Genomic DNA, 18,037 nt, shown 5'->3' with positions numbered 1-18,037 from the left:
CGTCGTGCCCTGCCTCCCCAGGAGTTCCTCCGTGTCGAAGCCGACATCCGCACGTGTCCGCCGTACTGCCGCGATCCTCACCGCAGCGGCACTGATCCTCACCGGGGGCCTGGTCGCCGTCGCCCCCGCAGCCGCTGCGGAGCGCTCGTTCGCGCTCGTCGGCAGTCTGCAGAGCGAGCTGGGGTGCCCGGGCGACTGGCAGCCCGAGTGCGCCGCCACCGAGCTCACGCTCACCGACACCGCAGGGGTCTACGCGGCCGAGTTCGAGGTGCCCGCAGGCTCGTACCAGTACAAGGTCGCCGTGAACGACGCCTGGGACGAGTCGTACGGCCTCAACGGCGGGAGCGACGACATCCCGCTCACAGTCGCCGGACCCTCGACGCTGCGCTTCAGCTACGACGACACGACCCACCGCATCGGCATCGAGGTGCGCTCGCTCGCCGCCGGGTACACCGAGGCGGATGACGCGCTCGTCGCCGCGCCGGTGCGCCAGCCGGGCAGCGCCGAGCAGTTCTACTTCGTCATGACCGACCGCTTCGCCAACGGCGACGCGTCCAACGACACCGGGGGCATCGAGGGTGACCGCCTCGCGCACGGCTTCGACCCGGCCGACAAGGGCTTCTACCAGGGCGGCGACCTCGCCGGCCTGCACTCGAAGCTCGACTACATCGAGGGCCTCGGCACGACGGCGATCTGGCTCACCCCGAGCTTCAAGAACCGTCCCGTACAGGGCGCCGGAGCCGATGCGAGCGCGGGCTACCACGGCTACTGGATCACCGACTTCACCCAGATCGACCCGCATCTCGGCACCAACGCCGAGCTCGAGGCGCTGATCGACGACGCGCACGACCGCGGTATCAAGGTGTACTTCGACATCATCACGAACCACACCGCCGACGTCATCTCGTACGAGGAGGGGTCGCAGAGCTACATCACACAGGAGGCCGACCCCTACCGCGACGCCGACGGCACGGCGTTCGACCCGGGCACCTACGCCGGCACCGACGAGTTCCCCGAGCTCGACCCGGCCACGAGCTTTCCGTACACGCCCGTCATCGCCGACGCCGACAAGGACGTCAAGGTGCCCGCGTGGCTCAACGACCCGACGCTCTACCACAACCGCGGCGACTCGACCTGGGCGGGCGAGTCGGTGACCTTCGGCGACTTCGTCGGCCTCGACGACCTCATGACCGAGCACCCGACCGTCGTCGACGGGTTCGTCGACGTCTACCAGGACTGGGTGGACCTCGGCATCGACGGGTTCCGCATCGACACCGCCAAGCACGTCAACTTCGAGTTCTGGGAGGAGTGGGCGACCGAGGTGCTCGACTACGCCCACGCGGCCGGCAAACCCGACTTCTTCATGTTCGGCGAGGTGTACGACGCCGACCCGGCCAAGCTCTCGCCCTACGTGCGCAAGACCGACATGAACTCGGTGCTCGACTTCACGTTCCAGAGTGCCGCGACCGCCTACGCCAAGGGCACCGGCGCCGGCGCGAAGCCCGCCGGCCTGCGCACCCTGTTCGCGGGCGACGACATGTACACGACGCCGGACTCGTCGGCGACGGCGTTGCCGACCTTCCTCGGCAACCACGACATGGGCCGTATCGGCTACTTCCTCGCCGGAGCCGATGCGCAGCAGCGCGACGAACTCGCCCACGAGCTGATGTACCTCACGCGCGGCCAGCCGGTCGTCTACTACGGCGACGAGCAGGGCTTCGCCGGGACGGGCGGCGACAAGGATGCCCGCCAATCGCTCTTCGCCACGCAGACGGCCGACTACGCCAACCAGCCGCTCGTCACCGGCGAGCAGCTCGGCAGCACCGACCGCTACGACACCGACGCCCCGCTCTACACGCACATCGCTGCGCTCGCGGACCTCCGTGCGAGCCACCCGGCCCTCGAATCGGGTGCGCAGATCGAGCGCTTCGTCGACGACGCGGCGACCGGCGTCTACGCCTTCAGCCGCGTCGACCGCGACGAGAAGATCGAGTACCTCGTCGCGACCAACAACGCGACCGCCGACAAGACCGTCTCGATCCCGACTCTGACGACGGATGCCTCGTTCACGCCGCTGTACGGCGGCGGCAGCGGCTTCACCACCGACTCCGCAGGCGTCGCGTCGATCACCGTCCCGGCGCTGTCCGCGGTGGTCTACACCGCCGGTAAGGAGGTCACCGCGCCGGAGCAGGCCGGAGACATCGCCGTCACCGTCCCCGAGGCCGGCGCGGGCCTCGGTGGCGTCGCTGCGGTCGCAGCCGACGTCGCCGACGGCGTCTGGGCCGAGACCAGCTTCGCGTGGCGCGTCGTCGGCGACGACGAGTGGCACGCGCTCGGCACGGCCGAAGACACCTCGCCCCGCGTCTTCCACGACGTGGCCGGTCTCGCGGCGGGCACGCTCGTCGAGTACCGGTCGGTGTCGACGGATGCCGCGGGCAACCGCTCAGCCGCATCGACGTACGCCTCCGTGGGAAACCGCGTCGCGCTCGCCGCTCCCGAGCAGCCCGAAGAGCCGGAGGCTCCGGAAGAGCCCGAGCCGCAGGAGCCGACCGACTACGGCTTCGTCAGCGTGCCCGGCAGCTTCAACAGCGAGGCGGGATGCCCCGGCGACTGGCAGCCCGACTGCGCGGCCGTGCAGATGGAGGAGCAGGCGGGCGGCATCTGGCGCCTCAGCGTCGCGAACCTCGCCGCCGGCGACTATGCCTACAAGGTCGCCGTCGAGAAGTCGTGGAACGAGAACTACGGCGCAGGCGGTGCATCCGGCGGCTCCGACATCGTGCTGAAGCACGCCGGTGGCGCGATCACCTTCTACTTCGACTCGCGCACGAAGAACATCTGGTCCACCGCCGACGGTCCCGTCATCACGCTGCCCGGCTCGCTGCAGAGCGAGCTCGGCTGCCCCGGCGACTGGCAGCCGGAGTGCCTCGCGACCATGATGTTCGACCGGAACAAGGACGGGGTCTTCCAGTACACGACCGACGATCTGCCCACCGGCTCGTACGAGGTCAAGGTCGCGCACAACCTGAGCTGGGACGAGAACTACGGGGTGGGCGGCGCACCCGGTGGCGCGAACATCACGTTCAGCGCGACCGCGGGCAAGGTCGTGACGTTCCGGTACAACCTCGAGTCCCACGTGCTGACGGTCAAGGCCACCGACCCCCCGCTCGTCGGCACCGGTGAGCTCCGCGCGCACTGGATCGACGCCGAGACCATCGCGTGGCCGGCCGACCTGGGTTCGACCGCCGCTGACGCGACCTGGCAGCTGCATGCCTCGGACGAGGCATCGCTGGTCCTCACCGATGGCGAGATCAGCGGCGGCGATGCGATCGACCTCACCCGCATCGACGGCGGCCTCACCGCCGAGCAGAAGAAGAAGTTCCCCGCACTCGCAGGCTTCGTCGCGCTGCGCGTGGAGGGAGACGCGGCCGCCCTCCTGAAGGGCCAGCTCATGGTGTCGCAGCGCGACGCCGCCGGCGCCCTGAAGGCCTACACCGGCATGCAGATCCCGGGCGTCCTCGACGACCTGTATGCCGACGCGGTCGCCGACGCGGCGCTCGGCGTCTCGTTCAAGGCAGGTAAGCCGACGTTCCGCCTGTGGGCTCCGACCGCGCAGCAGGCGACGCTGCTGACGTGGGATGCCGGCACCGACGGCGACCCCACCCGTCACGAGGCGACGTGGGATGCGGCATCCGGTGTCTGGACGGTCTCGGGCGCGAAGTCGCTCAAGGGCGACGAGTTCCTGTGGGAGCTGAAGGTCTTCGCCCCCTCCACCGGTGAGATCGAGACGAATGTCGTGACCGACCCGTACTCGGTCGGGCTGACCCTCAACTCCGAGCGCTCGGTCGCGATCGACCTGAACGACAAGTCGTGGAAGCCCAAGCAGTGGGAGAAGACGAAGGCGCCGGTCATCGACCGCCCGGTCGACCGGGCGATCTACGAGCTGCACATCCGCGACTTCTCGATCACCGACGAGACGGTGCCGGCTGCCGAGCGCGGCACGTACCGCGCCTTCACGCGCGACAGCGCGGGTACGAAGCAGCTTCGCCAGCTCGCCGACGCGGGCATCAACACGGTGCACCTGCTGCCGTCGTTCGACATCGCGTCGATCGAGGAGGACCGCGCCGTCCAGGCTGTGCCTGACTGCGATCTGGCCTCGATGGGCCCGGGAAGCGAGGAGCAGCAGGCCTGCATCGCCGGGGTGATCGACGCCGACGGCTTCAACTGGGGCTACGACCCGTACCACTACTCCGCGCCTGAGGGCTCGTACGCCGTCGACCCCGAGGGCGGGGCGCGCGTGCACGAGTTCCGTGAGATGGTCGGCGCGCTGCACAGCATGGACCTGCAGGTCGTGCTCGACGAGGTGTACAACCACACCGCCCAGTCCGGCCAGGACGCCAAGTCGGTGCTCGACAAGGTCGTGCCGGGGTACTACCACCGCCTGAACCTCGCGGGGAAGGTCGAGACCTCGACGTGCTGCCAGAACGTGGCGACCGAGCACCAGGTCGCGCAGAAGCTCATGGTCGACTCGGTCGTCACCTGGGCCCGCGACTACAAGGTCGACGGCTTCCGCTTCGACCTGATGGGGCACCACTCGAAGGAGAACATGCTCGCGATCCGGGCGGCGCTCGATGTGCTCACGCTCAAGAAGGACGGCGTCGACGGCAAGGCGATCTACCTCTATGGCGAGGGCTGGAACTTCGGCGAGGTCGCGAACAACGCCCTCTTCGAGCAGGCGACGCAGGGGCAGCTCGGCGGCACCGGCATCGGAACGTTCAGCGACCGGCTGCGTGACGCCGTGCACGGCGGCAGCCCGGTCGACGGCGCATCCATCTTCTACCAGGGCTTCGGCACCGGCCTGTTCACCGACCCGAACGGTCGACCGGACGTGCCGGGCGACCCCGCGGGCGATCTCGCGCGCAAGACCGATCTGGTGAAGCTCGGGCTCGCGGGCAACCTCCGCGACTTCGAGATGACGGCCTCGGACGGCACCGTGAAGGCGGGCGATCAGTTCGACTACAACGGCTCGCCGGCGGGGTATGCCGACCAGCCGGACGAGGTCATCACCTACGTCGACGCGCACGACAACGAGACGCTGTACGACCACCAGGTCTTCAAGCTCCCGGTCGACACGTCGATGGCGGACCGCGTGCGCATGAACACGCTGTCGCTCGCGACGACCGCGTTCTCACAGACGCCGTCGTTCTGGCACGCCGGCACCGAGCTGCTGCGCTCGAAGTCGCTCGACCGCAACAGCTACAACTCGGGCGACTGGTTCAACCGGATCGACTGGACCGGTCAGGAGTCGACCTTCGGGTCCGGCCTGCCCCGCAAGGCCGACAACGAGGCCAAATGGTCGTTCATGAAGCCGCTGCTCGAGAACCCGGCGCTCAAGCCCGGCGCCTCCGACATCGCCGCGGCCGAGGCATCCGCTCTCGATCTGCTCCGCATCCGCGAGGAAGTCGGCCTGCTGCGGCTCGGCTCAGCCGATCTGATCAAGGAGAAGGTGTCGTTCCCGAACAGCGGACCGGATGCCACGCCCGGCGTGGTCGTGATGCTGATCGACGACCTCGTGGGTGAGAACGTCGACCGTGAGCTCGAGGGTGCCCTGGTGGTGTTCAACGCGTCGCCCGAAGCGACGACCCAGACGCTGCCCGACCTCGCCGGACGCGGGTTCGCCCTCACCGCCGCGCAGGCGAACGGCTCGGATGCCGTGGTGAAGACGACGACGTGGGATGCCGCGACCGGCGCCCTCACCGTGCCCGCCCGCTCGGTGGCCGTGCTCGTCGACAAGGAGGACGTGCGCACCGCGGTGCTCGCTGCGCCCGACAAGCTCGTCGCCAAGCACGGCTCGACGGTCAAGGTCGTCGGCAAGGTCGTGGCCGCCGACGGCACAGCGCCGGTCGGCACCGTGACGGTAACCGACGGCGGGAAGGTCATCGCGACGGTTCAGCTGACCGCGGCGGCGAAGGGCACCGTGCGCGTCACGCTGCCGACGCTGAGCCGAGGCGTGCACCTGCTGCGCACCTCGTTCGACGGCGCGACCGGGTACAAGGACTCCCGAGCTGTGGTGCCGGTGCCAGTGCTCATCCACTGACCGAGCTCAGTGCTTTCAACGACCCGCGGGGAGTTCGTCCCTCCGCGGGTCGTTGAGCGAGGAGCGGAGCGACGAGACGAAACGCGACCCGGTGTCAGGAAGTCATCCTCGAGGCTGACCCCGGTGCGACCTGCGGCGGACGCGCGCGGAAAGCCGCGTCCGTAGCGTCGATGAGGTGACCGCGACCTCTCCGATCCAGACCACGCGCCACGGACTCTCGACCGCGGGCGCCCTGCTGCTGACGGTGGCGGGCAACATCCTCGTCGTAGTGATCGTGGGTGTCGCGCTCGCCGCCGTCGCCGCAGCCGCTGCGGTCGTGTTCGGCGCGGGAGTCCTCGAGAGCCTCTGAGCTCAGGGTTCGTCCGGCCAGGCGTCGGGCACCTCGGCAGCCCCGTCCCCGCGGATCACGCCCTGCAGTCCGGTGATCGTCTGGGCGGAGTCGGCGTCCTGCTGGCGAAGGAAGACCATGACGTCGGCGTCGGTGTCGAGCGGGTCGCCGTCGGGGTAGGGGCTTCCGGTCTCGCACGTGCGGGGGAGCGAGACGACTTCGATCACGTCGGCACCGTCCCCGGCGACCCACTCCTCGACTTCGAAGGTCCAGACGTTCGACGTCTCGCCGTAGCTCGACACCGTGCCCGCTTGGCCGGTGACCCGCCCGATCGCGACCGCGTGCGCGTCGTCCGCGGCGTCGAGGGGCGTCTCGAACCAGACCCAGTCGACGCACTGCTCCTGCTGGATCAGTTCGCCCCCGCACGCGGTCAGCCCGGCCGCGGCGACGCCGATGCAGAGGGCGGAGAGGGGGCGCAGCATCCGTCTCATGATCTGAGGATGCCGCACGCGACGTCTGCGGACGAAGAACTTCTGTGCGGAATCGTCGATGCGCCCCGCGCTCGTACGACGCCTGGAGGGAGGGTGGTGTGAGGCCTCCCCGTCACGGAAGGATCAGATCATGAAATTCATGATGTTCGTCGTCAGCGACTCTCAGCCCGATTCCGAGCAGGACCAGTCCGACATCGACCTGTGGGTGGACCCGCTCGACGCGAGCGGCAAGCGGGTGATCGGCGAGGTGCTCGCGCCGCCGAGCGACTCCACCGTCGTCCGCGTGCGCGGCGGCAAGGTGCTCACGACGCGGGGGCCGTTCGCGGAGACGAGCGAAGTGATCCTGGGCTTCGACATCCTCGATGTCGAGAACCTGGACGAGGCGATCGACATCGCGTCGCGGCATCCGATGGCCCGCAACGGTCAGATCGAGCTGCGCGCGTTCGCTCCCTGGGGCGAGTGAAGACGGCGAGGGAGACCGAAACGCGGTCTCCCTCGCAGATACATGGAAGTCCATGTAAAATCGGCAACGTGCCAATGAAGGCACGGTGACTTTCATCAGGATGCCCCACGAAGGCGTCCGGTGAGGCCGAAGGAGCAACGATGTCCATGACGATCACCACCCCGTCCACCGCCCTGTCGCCCGACGAACGTGCCGCGGTCATCGACGCCGTCCGCGACTTCGCGGCCGCCGAGCTGACGCCGCACGCTCTCGAGTGGGACGAGCAGAAGCACTTCCCGCGCGAGACGCTGCGTCGCGCCGGCGAGCTCGGGCTCGGCGGCATCTACGTGCGCGAAGACGTCGGCGGCACAGGCCTCGCGCGCTCCGACGCCGCCGCCATCTTCGAGCAGCTCGCCGTCGGCGACCCCGCGATCGCCGCGTACATCTCCATCCACAACATGGTCGCCTGGATGATCGACACCTATGGCACCGACGCCCAGCGACAGGAGTGGCTGCCGCTGCTCACCGCGATGAACGGCTTCGGCAGCTACTGCCTCACCGAGCCCGGCGCCGGCTCCGATGCCGCCGCCATCACCACGAGCGCGATCCGCGACGGCGACGAGTTCGTGCTGACGGGCGTCAAGCAGTTCATCTCCGGCGCGGGCGAGGCATCCGTCTACATCGTCATGGCGCGCACGGGCGACCCGGGGGCGCGCGGCATCTCGGCCTTCCTCGTGCCCGCCGACGCCGCCGGCCTGTCGTTCGGCGCGAACGAGAAGAAGATGGGCTGGAACGCCCAGCCGACGCGCCAGGTCATCCTCGACGAGGTCCGCGTGCCGGCCGCGAACCTGCTCGGCAGCGAGGGGCAGGGCTTCAAGATCGCGATGTCGGCCCTCGACGGCGGTCGCATCAACATCGCCGCGTGCTCGCTGGGCGGTGCGCGGTGGGCGCTCGACCGTGCCATCGCCTACGTGCACGAGCGCTTCACGTTCGGCGAGCCCCTGGCTGAGAAGCAGTCCGTGGTCTTCACGCTCGCCGATCTCGCGACCGAGCTGCGCGCGGCGCGGGCTCTGGTGCGCGACGCGGCGGCCGCGCTGGACGCGAAGGCCCCCGACGCCTCGATGCAGTGCGCGATGGCCAAGCGCTACGCGACCGACGCCGGATTCCGCATCGCGAACGAGGCGCTGCAGCTGCACGGCGGCTACGGGTACCTGCACGACTACGGCATCGAGAAGGTCGTGCGCGACCTCCGGGTCCACCAGATCCTCGAGGGGACGAACGAGATCATGCGTGTCATCATCGGCCGCGAACTGCTGGGAGCCTGACATGCGCATCGCCTTCCTCGGACTCGGGCACATGGGCCTCCCCATGGCCCGCAACCTCGCCAGCGCAGGTCACGAGGTCGTCGGCTTCGACGTCTTCCAGGGCGCGATGGATGCCGCGGCCCAGGGCGGCCTCCCTGTCGCCGAGTCAGGACCGGCCGCCGTTACGACGGCCCGCGCCGAGATCGTGATCACGATGTTCCAGTCGGGCGCGCAGGTGCTCGACGCCTACCGCGGTGTCGACGGTGCACAGGGTCTGCTCGACGTCGCAGTCCCCGGGACGCTGTTCATCGACTCGTCGACCATCGCGGTCGACGAGGCGCGGGCCGCGCACGCGCTCGCCGAAGCCGCAGGGCACCGGTCGCTCGACGCCCCCGTCTCTGGAGGCGTGGTCGGCGCCGAGAACGCGACGCTCGCCTTCATGGTCGGCGGAAGCGACGACGACTTCGAGACGGCGCGCCCGGTGCTGGAGGCGATGGGCCGACGCATCGTGCACTGCGGCGGAGCAGGGCTCGGCCAGGCCGCCAAGGTCTGCAACAACATGATCCTCGCCGTCTCGCAGATCGCCGTCGCCGAGGCGTTCGTGCTGGGGGAGCGGCTCGGCCTCTCGCACCAGGCGCTGTTCGACGTCGCCTCCAACGCGTCGGGTCAGTGCTGGGCGCTCACGACGAACTGCCCGGTGCCGGGGCCGGTGCCCACGAGCCCCGCGAACCGCGACTACCAGCCCGGCTTCGCGGGTGCGCTCATGTCGAAGGACCTCGGTCTCGCCGAGCACGCGATCGTGTCCACGGGTGTCGAGGCGCAGATGGGCATGCTCGCGCGCCGCATCTACCAGGGGTTCGCCGACGGCCCCGGCGCAGGCCAGGACTTCTCGGGCATCATCAACACGATCCGAGCCGAGTCCGACTGACCCCGGCTGCGCCCGAATCTCCTGTTCTGGCGCACGCAGGACGATCCGCGCGGAATCGTCCTGTCCTCGGCAGATCCCCTGTTCTGGTGGAATGATCACGACCCTGAGACGAAAGCGGGCAACGATGGCCGAGTACGAGACGATCCTGGTCGAGACGCGCGGACGCGTGGGCTGGATCACCCTCAACCGTCCCGAGGCGCTCAACGCCCTCAACACGCAGACGATGCGCGATGTCGTGGCCGCGGCATCCGACTTCGATTCAGATGAGAACATCGGCGCGATCGTGCTCACCGGATCCGAGCGCGCGTTCGCCGCGGGCGCCGACATCAAGGAGATGGAGTCCAAGAACGGGCTCGAGATGCTGATGGGCGACCACTTCGGCGGCTGGGCGCAGTTCGCGGCCGTGCGCACACCGGTCATCGCGGCGGTGTCGGGCTATGCCCTGGGCGGCGGCTGCGAGCTCGCGATGATGTGCGACATCATCCTGGCCGCCGACAACGCCAAGTTCGGCCAGCCGGAGATCAACCTCGGGGTAATCCCGGGCATGGGCGGATCGCAGCGGCTCATCCGCGCGGTCGGCTACTACAAGGCGGCAGAGCTGATCCTGACCGGTCGGATGATGGATGCTGCGGAGGCCGAGCGCTCGGGACTCGTCTCGCGCGTCGTCCCGGTCGCAGACCTGCTCGACGAAGCCGCGAAGACGGCCGAGACGATCGCGTCGAAGTCGCTGCCGTCGCTGTATGCGGCCAAGGCCACGCTCGACGCCGCCATGGAGGTGCCGCTCGCCGAAGGGCTGCGCCTCGAGCGCCATGTCTTCGCGAGCCTGTTCGACACCGCGGACCAGAAAGAGGGGATGGCGGCGTTCCGCGAGAAGCGCGCGCCGGACTTCCAGGGGCGCTGAGCCTGGTTACAGGGGATCGGGCTGCGGGCGCGGGTCGGTGAAGTCGCCGGAGTCCTTGCGGAAGCGTGCGATGATCCGCACGAGTTCGGCGGTGTCGTCGTCGGTGAGGCCGACGTCCTCGAACACGTTCTCGTTGAGCGCGACGGTGGCGTCCTCCACGAGATCCAGTCCGGCGGACGTGATGACCAGCATCGCCGCGCGGCCGTCGATCGGGTGTGGCTCCCGCGTCACCAGGCCGTCGCGGGCGAGCCGGTCGACGGTGTTGGTGACGCTGGTCGGGTGCACCTGCAGCCGCGCGATGGCGCTGGCCATCGGCATCCGTCCCGATCTCGTGAAGGCGAGGAGGCGCAGCATCTCGTAGCGGGCGAACGAGAGGCCGAAGGGCTTGAGCGCCGCATCGATACGGGCGAACATCAGCTGCTGCGCGCGGATGATCGAGGTGACCGCGGTCATGCCGGATGCGGCGGGCTCCCAGCCGTGCGCGATCCACTGCCTCTTGGCCTCGGCGATCGGATCGACCGGAAGACGCTTGGGTGCTGCCATGACGACCTCCTCGCTCCACCGTAGCGTGCGAGAAGTCGCGCGCTCCGCTCACTCAGTGCGACGACGGCTTGCTTCGAGCGCAACCGCGCCGCCAGGGTAGATTCGCACTCTTCGGTCCGCGGAATCCGCTCATTGTGTATACATTGACGGGGATCTGCGCGACTCATTACCTGCCTGCAACGCTCGATTGGGTACATTCTTCGCCGCGTCTTAGACTCGTGCCCAGCGTGAGGAGATCGATATGAGGATCGTCGTCCTGGTCAAGGAAGTCCCGGATACCTACGGGGACCGCAAGCTGTCGCTGGAGACCGGCTTGGCGGATCGCGGGGCATCGGAAGCGGTGCTCGACGAGATCGGCGAGCGGGCGATCGAGGTCGCGCTGTCGTACGCCGACAAGGACCCCGGCACCGAGGTCGTGGTGCTGTCGATGACGCCGGAGTCGGCGTCGTCGACGGTGCGCAAGGGCCTGGCGATGGGCGCCGCGTCGGCGGTGCACGTCGTGGACGAGGCGCTTCTCGGCGCCGACCTGGGCCTGACGGCAGAGGTGCTCGCCGCTGCGGTGAAGCGCACCGGCTTCGATCTGGTCATCGCCGGCAACCAGTCGACGGACGGCTCGGGCGGCGTGATCCCCGCCATGGTGGCCGAGATCCTCGACGTGCCGGCCGCTACCTACCTGACCTCGGTCGAGATCGGCGAGGGCACCGTGTCGGGCACCCGCGCCGTCGAAGGCGCGACGATGAGCGTGTCGACAGCCCTGCCGGCTCTCATCTCGATCACCGAGGCGCTGCCCGACGCCCGCTTCCCCAACTTCAAGGGGATCATGGCGGCGAAGAAGAAGCCGTTCGAGACGCTGTCGCTCGATGACCTCGGCATCGACCCGCACGACCCGAACGCGTCGCGGTCGATCGTGATCGGGCTGTCCGAGAAGCCGCCGCGCGAAGCCGGCACCAAGATCGTCGACGAGGGCGATGCCGGCGAGAAGCTCGCGGCGTTCCTGATCCAGAACCGGCTCGCGTAAGGGTGCGTGTGTGATGACGTTTGCTGAAGATTCGATTCTGGTCCTGCTCGACGTGACGCCTTCGGGCGCGCTGGCGAAGTCCGCCGCCGAGGTGCTGGGTGCCGCCGCGCAGGTCGGCACGCCCGTTGCGCTGGTGGTCGGCGACGAGAAGCTGGCGACGGATGCCGCGGCCCTCGGCGCCGGTACCGTGCTGGTCGCCCCCGCCGGCGACGGCCTGGTAGTGCCGGTCGCGGATGCGCTGGACGCCGCCGCGACGCTCGTGCGCCCCGACGCGATCCTCGTGTCGCACTCGGTGACCGGACGTGAGGCCGCCGGGCGGTACGCGGCGCGCACGCGGTCGGCGATCGCGGTGGACGCCGTCGGCGTCTCGCGCGACGATGAGGGCGTGGTCGCCCACCACTCCGTCTACGGCGGCGCGTACAACGTGCAGGCTGCGGTGACGTGGGGTGCCCCGGTCATCACGATCCGTCAGGGCTCGGTCGACGCCCGCGCCGAGTCGGTCGCCACGCCCGCTGTCGAGACCCTTCAGGTGACCCCGTCGGGACGGAAGTCGGCGACGGTCGAGTCGGTGGATGCCGCGGTCGTGTCGTCGTCGCGTCCGGAGCTGCGCGGTGCGGCCAAGGTCGTGTCGGGCGGTCGCGGCCTCGGCTCGAAGGAGCAGTTCGCGCTCGTGGAGCAGCTCGCCGACGCGCTCGGCGCCGCCGTGGGCGCCTCGCGCGCGGCGGTGGACGCCGGCTACGTGCCGCAGGCGGCGCAGGTCGGGCAGACCGGTGTGTCGGTGGCACCGCAGCTGTACGTCGCGCTCGGCATCTCGGGCGCGATCCAGCACAAGGCCGGCATGCAGACCGCCAAGACGATCGTCGCGATCAACAAGGACGCCGACGCCCCCATCTTCGAGGTCGCCGACTTCGGCGTGGTCGGAGACCTGTTCCAGGTCGTGCCGCAGCTCATCTCGGCGCTCGAGGCGAAGAAGGCGTAGCGGCGTCATGGCGACCTACGGCACGACCCTGCGCCGCGGCCTGCCGCGCGTGGCCGGCGGCGAGCCCTGGCCCCCGAACGGCGAGGCGCCCGACGGCGTCGGCGCGCCCGTTGCGGCTGCAAGCCCCGCGGCTGATCCGCAGACTGCGGCCGAGACCGTGGCTGCCATCGCGACCCCGGTCTCGACCGACGCGCCGGCCGAGACCGCGGCAGCTGCTGCTGCCGAGCCCACCGCTGTTGCAGAGGGTGCTGTCGCGGCGGCCGCAGCGGCACCGGCCGCCGCGCCCGCAACCGCGTCCGTTCCGACGGGGGGAGCGCGAGCGATTCGTCGTGGCCTGCCGCGCGTGCCCGGCGGCGAGCCGTGGCCGCCCGCGGGTACCGCACCCGCCGACGTTGCGGCTCCCGCTGCTGCCGCGGCCGCACCTGCGGCGACAGCGTCCGAGGCTCCCGCCGCTGCGGCGGCTGAGGCATCCGCTCCCGCCGCCGTCGCCACCGTGGCCGCTCCGGCCGCTGCCGTGGTCGAGGCCGCTGCACTGCCCGACGCCGCTGCACCCGCCGCCGCGGCAACAGCTTCCGCTCCTGGTGACGGTGGTCGCCCGATCCGACGCGGCCTGCCGCGCGTGCCCGGCGGCGAGCCGTGGCCGCCCGCCGGATTCGCGCCCTCAGCTCCCGCGGCTCCCGCCGCTCCGGCGGCTCCCGTATCCGATGTGCCCGCCGCTGCGGCATCCGTCACCGCTCCCGCCGCTCCGGCGGCCGCCCCCGTCGCAGTCGGGCCGGAGCCCGCCCGCACGCCGTCGGGCGTTCCGCTCGATCGGCCGCTGCCGTTCACGCGCACGGTGTGGCCCGGAGCGTACGCGAAGACCCGTCCGGCCCCGCGGGCCGAGCCGCAGCGGATCGGACCCTTCACCAAGGCGCAGTGGGCCGGTGCGGTGATCGTCGGCGGCGGCGGACTTCTGTTCGCCGCCGGCATGGCCGTGCTCGCCGTGCGCTGGCTGCTCTGCACGCAGTGGGGAGCCGACTTCCTGGCGTCCTATCCGGGCGAGTACCACCTGCCCGAAGGGGCCCCGGTCGGGTTCCCGGCGTGGCTCGGGTGGCAGCATTTCTTCAACGTGTTCCTGATGGTGCTCGTCATCCGCTCGGGCATCAGGATCCGGGGCGAGAAGCGTCCGACGGCGTTCTGGACGCCGAAGTGGAACAGCAAGCGCAAGATCAGCCTGACCATCTGGTTCCACCAGTCGCTCGACATCCTGTGGTTCGTCAACGGCCTGATCTTCGTCGTGCTGCTGTTCGTCAGCGGACAGTGGATGCGGATCGTCCCCACGTCGTGGGAGGTGTTCCCGAACGCGATCAGCGCCGCCCTGCAGTACGTGTCGCTGGACTGGCCGACCGAGAACGGGTGGGTGAACTACAACTCGCTGCAGCAGCTCGCCTACTTCACGACCGTGTTCATCGCTGCGCCACTCGCCGCGATCACCGGTGTGCGCATGTCGGGGCTCTGGCCGAAGAACGCGGCCGGGTTGAACAAGGCCTACCCGTTGGAGTGGGCCCGCGCCGTGCACTTCCCAGTGATGCTCTACTTCGTGCTGTTCATCTTCGTGCACGTCGTGCTGGTGTTCGCGACGGGAGCGCTGCGCAACCTGAACCACATGTACGCGGCGCAGGGCTCGGTCGATCCGAACGCCTACGCGGACAACTGGGCCGGATTCTGGATCTTCTCCGTCTCGCTCGTCGTGATCGCCGCAGCGTGGGTGGCCGCCCGGCCGCTCGTGCTCGCGCCGATCGCCCGCCTGTTCGGCACCGTCTCGAGTCGCTGACATGACGCCGTCTGCCGATCGCTGGACGCGGCTCGTCAGACGGCTGCTCGCGCCCAATCCGGGCCCCATGACACTGGACGGCACCAACTCGCTCGTCATCGCGGCGCCCGGGCACGACGGTGCCGTGGTCGTCGACCCGGGTCCGGAGGATGCCGCCCACCTTGGGCGCCTGGCGGGGATCGGCGCGGTCGAGCTGATCCTCATCACGCACCACCACGCCGACCATGTCGAGGGCGTCGACTCGCTCGTCGCCCTCACCGACGCCCCGGTGCGAGCGTGGCGGGCCGACCTGTGCCGGAATGCGGACCCTCTCGCGGCGAACGAGGAGATCGAGGCCGCCGGCACGCGCATCCGCGTCGTAGCCACGCCCGGTCATACGACGGACTCGGTGAGCTTCCACCTCCCAGACGATGCCGCGATCGACAGCCCCGCGGCAGGGGGAACGATGCTCACGGGCGACACGATCCTCGGCAGCGGGACCACCGTCATCGCGCACCCCGACGGCGCCGTCGGTGCGTATCTCGCGTCGCTGGACGCTCTGGAGGCGTTCGGAGCCATCCCCGTGCTGCCGGCCCACGGGCCGATGCTCCCCGACCTCCGTACCGTCTGCCGCGCGTACCGGTCGCATCGGGAGCAGCGTCTCGACCAGGTGCGCGGCGTCCTCGCGGCGCTCGGAGTCCGAGCATCCGACGATCACGAGCTCGTCGAGGCCGTCGTGGACCACGTCTACGGCGAGATCGATCCCCGCGTGCGCTTCGCCGCGGTGGCATCCACCCGCGCGCAGCTGGACTACCTCGCGGCCACGGCGTGATCACCCCGGTCAGCCAGGCGGAGTTCCTCGCCCAGGCGGAAGGGCGCCTTCCCGCGATGGAAGAGGTCGCCGACGGCGTGTGGTGCCTGCCGCTGCGCATCGCTCCGGGGCGCATGCCGTTCACGCTGTCGTATCTGGTGCGGGATGCCGAGGGCGGCGTGCATGTGATCGACCCGGGCTGGGAGCTCGACGCCAATATCGAGGCTCTCGACGCGGCGATGCGCGAGATCGCTGGAGCGGGCGCACGACCGGCATCGCTGGTGGTGACGCACCTGCACCCCGACCACCTCGGCCTCGCCGAGCGCCTCCGCGAACGCGACGGCACGCCGATCCTCTTCCATCGGGCGGAACAGCGCGCGCAGGAAGCGGTCGCGGCGCGCGCCTCCGACCCGGCGCCGATCCAGGCGGACATCGAGGCGTGGGGTGTGCCCGAGGGCAGCCGCGCGGAGATCGCGCGCTCTGCGCAGGCATCCGCTCGCCCCGCTGCCGTCGCACCCGAACGGCGAGGTCATCCCGAGCAACAAGCCGCGCTGGTCGTTCTCGCGCCGTGTGCCGGTGGGCGTCGTCGCGGTCATCGCGCCGTTCAACTACCCGCTGACCCTGGCGATCCGCTCGGTCGCCCCCGCGCTCGGCCTCGGCAACGCGGTGCTGCTCAAGCCCGACCCCCGCACGTCGGTCGGCGGTGGCGTCGCGATCCAGCGTGTGTTCGACGAGGCCGGCCTGCCGCCGGGCGTGCTGCAGACCCTCACGGGCGGTGCCGAGGTCGGCGTCGCCGCGGTCGAGGCGCCCGAGGTGCGCGTCATCTCGTTCACGGGCTCCACTGCGGCGGGGCGCCGCGTCGGCGAGGCCGCCGCGCGGCTGCTGAAGCGGGCGCACCTCGAGCTCGGCGGCAACAACGCGATCGTGGTGCTCCCCGGTGCCGACGTCGAGCGGGCCGCAGCATCCGGCGCATACGGTTCCTTCCTCCATCAGGGCCAGATCTGCCAGACCGCCGGGCGCCACCTCGTGCACGAGTCGCAGTACGACGAGTACGTCGCGGCACTCACCCGCATCGCGGACTCGCTCCGGGTCGCCGACCCGTACACCGACCACGACGCGCAGATGGGCCCGCTCATCGACGACGGACAGTTCTCCGCGGTATGCGGGATCGTCGACTCAGCCGTCGAGGCGGGCGCCGAGCTGGTCACCGGCGGTCCGTCGGGTCAGCGCTTCTTCCGCCCGACGGTGCTGCGCGGCATGACGCCCGACATGCTGGCCTGGCGCGAGGAGATCTTCGGCCCGGTCGCCCCTGTGCTCGCTTACCGCACGCTCGACGAGGCGATCGACCTCGTGAACGCGAGCGAGTACGGCCTGTCGGTGAGCCTCCTGGGCGATGCGGGCACGGCGATCTCAGTCGCCGACCGCATCGTCAGCGGCAAGGTGCACATCAACGACCAGACGGTGAACGACGAGGCGAACATCCCGTTCGGCGGCGTCGGCGCCTCCGGCAACGGCGCGGGTTCGGCGGCGCCACGGCCAACCTCGAAGCGTTCACCGAGACCCAGTGGGTCACCGTGCGCGCCGAGATGGAGGCGAACCCCTGGTCCGCGCCTGCGCGCTGACGACCCCCTACAAGGTGGATGACGGGGTGACGGATGCCGCGCCCGCGGCGAACCCCTCGGCATAGGCCTCGTCGGCACCGAGCCGGAACATGTCGCGCTCGAGCGGGCGCACGATCGAGCGCGCGCCGGGAAGGTCGAGCGAGCCGACCAGGTCGGCGCGCCCGCGCACCACTGCCACCGGCCGCCGCGCGGCTTTGCCCTTGACGAGGTCGGTCGCGGCAGCGAGCTCGTCGGCGACGCAGGGCATCGTCACGATGAGGGGGCGGCCCTCGGCATCGGTCCCTCCCCGCAGGTCTTCGAAGACGTGCACCCCGCCCGCCCCGATCGCGTGGTCGGTCTGGCCGTCGCGCCACGCGCGGCCGAGGGTGTCGGACACGAGCACCCCGACCTCCACGCCGAGTCGCTCGCGCAGCCCGGCGGCGATGAGGCGCGCCGAGGCGTCGGGGTCTTCCGGGAGGAGCAGGACGGTGCCCTCGGGCGTGTTCGAGGCGTCGACGCCGGCGGCGGCCGAGACCATCCCGAGCCGGTTCTGCACGATGCGCGTCGTTCCGCCGTTCGGCGTCCGCCGCGAGGCCACCACCCGGACCGTCTCGGCGGTGATCGCGTCTTCGCGGTCGTCGGCCGTCACGATGCGCCCCTCGGCCTTCGACACGATCTTCGAGGTCACCACGACGATGTCGCCGTCGGCGAGGTTGCCGGCCGCGGCATCCGCGATCACCGTCACCAGGTCGTCGCCCGGCGTTATCTCGGGGATCCCGTCGAGAGCCCAGACCTGCAGCACGTC

Annotated in this window: 14 protein-coding genes and 1 pseudogene; 12 read left to right on the top strand and 3 right to left on the bottom strand. The window is 70.3% G+C overall.

Annotation, left to right across the window (positions count from 1 at the left end; translation table 11 throughout):
- Window positions 1-31: 31 nt before the first annotated feature.
- Window positions 32-6,094, top strand: a complete 6,063-nt coding sequence (pulA, locus tag MK786_RS12635; RefSeq protein ID WP_241112595.1) for a pullulanase-type alpha-1,6-glucosidase — start codon at window positions 32-34, stop codon at window positions 6,092-6,094.
- A gap of 175 nt (window positions 6,095-6,269) precedes the next feature.
- Complete coding sequence (locus MK786_RS12630) at window positions 6,270-6,443, top strand: hypothetical protein (protein WP_241112594.1); 174 nt, start codon at window positions 6,270-6,272, stop codon at window positions 6,441-6,443.
- Between the two features lie 2 nt (window positions 6,444-6,445).
- Here MK786_RS12630 and MK786_RS12625 read toward each other — a convergent pair whose 3' ends face one another.
- Window positions 6,446-6,913, bottom strand: coding sequence for a hypothetical protein (locus tag MK786_RS12625; RefSeq protein WP_241112593.1), 468 nt, complete (start codon window positions 6,911-6,913; stop codon window positions 6,446-6,448).
- Between the two features lie 130 nt (window positions 6,914-7,043).
- Between MK786_RS12625 and MK786_RS12620 the strand changes: the two genes are divergently transcribed.
- The 4 genes from MK786_RS12620 to MK786_RS12605 all read left to right on the top strand — a co-directional run bounded on the left by MK786_RS12620 (window position 7,044) and on the right by MK786_RS12605 (window position 10,488).
- Complete coding sequence (locus MK786_RS12620) at window positions 7,044-7,376, top strand: YciI family protein (protein WP_241112592.1); 333 nt, start codon at window positions 7,044-7,046, stop codon at window positions 7,374-7,376.
- A 140-nt stretch (window positions 7,377-7,516) separates the two neighbouring features.
- A complete protein-coding gene (locus MK786_RS12615) occupies window positions 7,517-8,680 on the top strand; it encodes an acyl-CoA dehydrogenase family protein (protein WP_241112591.1) in 1,164 nt (387 codons plus the stop codon).
- Between the two features lies 1 nt (window position 8,681).
- Window positions 8,682-9,587 (top strand): 3-hydroxyisobutyrate dehydrogenase, encoded by a 906-nt coding sequence (gene mmsB / locus MK786_RS12610; RefSeq protein WP_241112590.1) that lies wholly within the window; start codon window positions 8,682-8,684, stop codon window positions 9,585-9,587.
- 124 nt (window positions 9,588-9,711) lie between these two features.
- The gene (locus MK786_RS12605; protein WP_241112589.1) at window positions 9,712-10,488 is read left to right on the top strand and encodes an enoyl-CoA hydratase; all 777 of its coding nucleotides are present in this window, start codon (window positions 9,712-9,714) and stop codon (window positions 10,486-10,488) included.
- 6 nt (window positions 10,489-10,494) lie between these two features.
- Here the strand turns inward: MK786_RS12605 and MK786_RS12600 are convergent, their stop codons facing one another.
- Complete coding sequence (locus MK786_RS12600) at window positions 10,495-11,031, bottom strand: MarR family winged helix-turn-helix transcriptional regulator (protein WP_241112588.1); 537 nt, start codon at window positions 11,029-11,031, stop codon at window positions 10,495-10,497.
- A 241-nt stretch (window positions 11,032-11,272) separates the two neighbouring features.
- Here MK786_RS12600 and MK786_RS12595 point away from each other — a divergent pair, with 241 nt between their 5' ends.
- The 6 genes and pseudogenes from MK786_RS12595 to MK786_RS12570 all read left to right on the top strand — a co-directional run bounded on the left by MK786_RS12595 (window position 11,273) and on the right by MK786_RS12570 (window position 17,275).
- The gene (locus MK786_RS12595) at window positions 11,273-12,049 is read left to right on the top strand and encodes an electron transfer flavoprotein subunit beta/FixA family protein (RefSeq protein WP_241112587.1); all 777 of its coding nucleotides are present in this window, start codon (window positions 11,273-11,275) and stop codon (window positions 12,047-12,049) included.
- Window positions 12,050-12,062: 13 nt separating this feature from the next.
- On the top strand, window positions 12,063-13,028 hold the full coding sequence (locus MK786_RS12590) for an electron transfer flavoprotein subunit alpha/FixB family protein (protein WP_241112586.1): 966 nt from the start codon (window positions 12,063-12,065) through the stop codon (window positions 13,026-13,028).
- A 7-nt stretch (window positions 13,029-13,035) separates the two neighbouring features.
- Window positions 13,036-14,841, top strand: coding sequence for a cytochrome b/b6 domain-containing protein (locus MK786_RS12585; RefSeq protein ID WP_241112585.1), 1,806 nt, complete (start codon window positions 13,036-13,038; stop codon window positions 14,839-14,841).
- A 1-nt stretch (window position 14,842) separates the two neighbouring features.
- Window positions 14,843-15,652 (top strand): MBL fold metallo-hydrolase, encoded by an 810-nt coding sequence (locus tag MK786_RS12580; protein WP_241112584.1) that lies wholly within the window; start codon window positions 14,843-14,845, stop codon window positions 15,650-15,652.
- Window positions 15,653-15,708: 56 nt separating this feature from the next.
- Window positions 15,709-15,951, top strand: a pseudogene (locus MK786_RS16550) (MBL fold metallo-hydrolase); the annotation flags it as partial.
- Window positions 15,952-16,075: 124 nt separating this feature from the next.
- Complete coding sequence (locus tag MK786_RS12570) at window positions 16,076-17,275, top strand: aldehyde dehydrogenase family protein (protein WP_374200476.1); 1,200 nt, start codon at window positions 16,076-16,078, stop codon at window positions 17,273-17,275.
- Here the strand turns inward: MK786_RS12570 and cofE are convergent.
- On the bottom strand, window positions 17,261-18,034 hold the full coding sequence (gene cofE, locus MK786_RS12565) for a coenzyme F420-0:L-glutamate ligase (protein ID WP_241112581.1): 774 nt from the start codon (window positions 18,032-18,034) through the stop codon (window positions 17,261-17,263). The genes MK786_RS12570 and cofE overlap by 15 nt on opposite strands.
- Window positions 18,035-18,037: the final 3 nt, after the last annotated feature.

It is taken from the genome of Microbacterium sp. CFH 31415, from assembly GCF_022538185.1.
Lineage (GTDB): Bacteria > Actinomycetota > Actinomycetes > Actinomycetales > Microbacteriaceae > Microbacterium.
The sequence above is the reverse complement of the archived record's forward strand: the minus strand, read 5'-3'. Positions and strand labels throughout refer to the sequence as shown.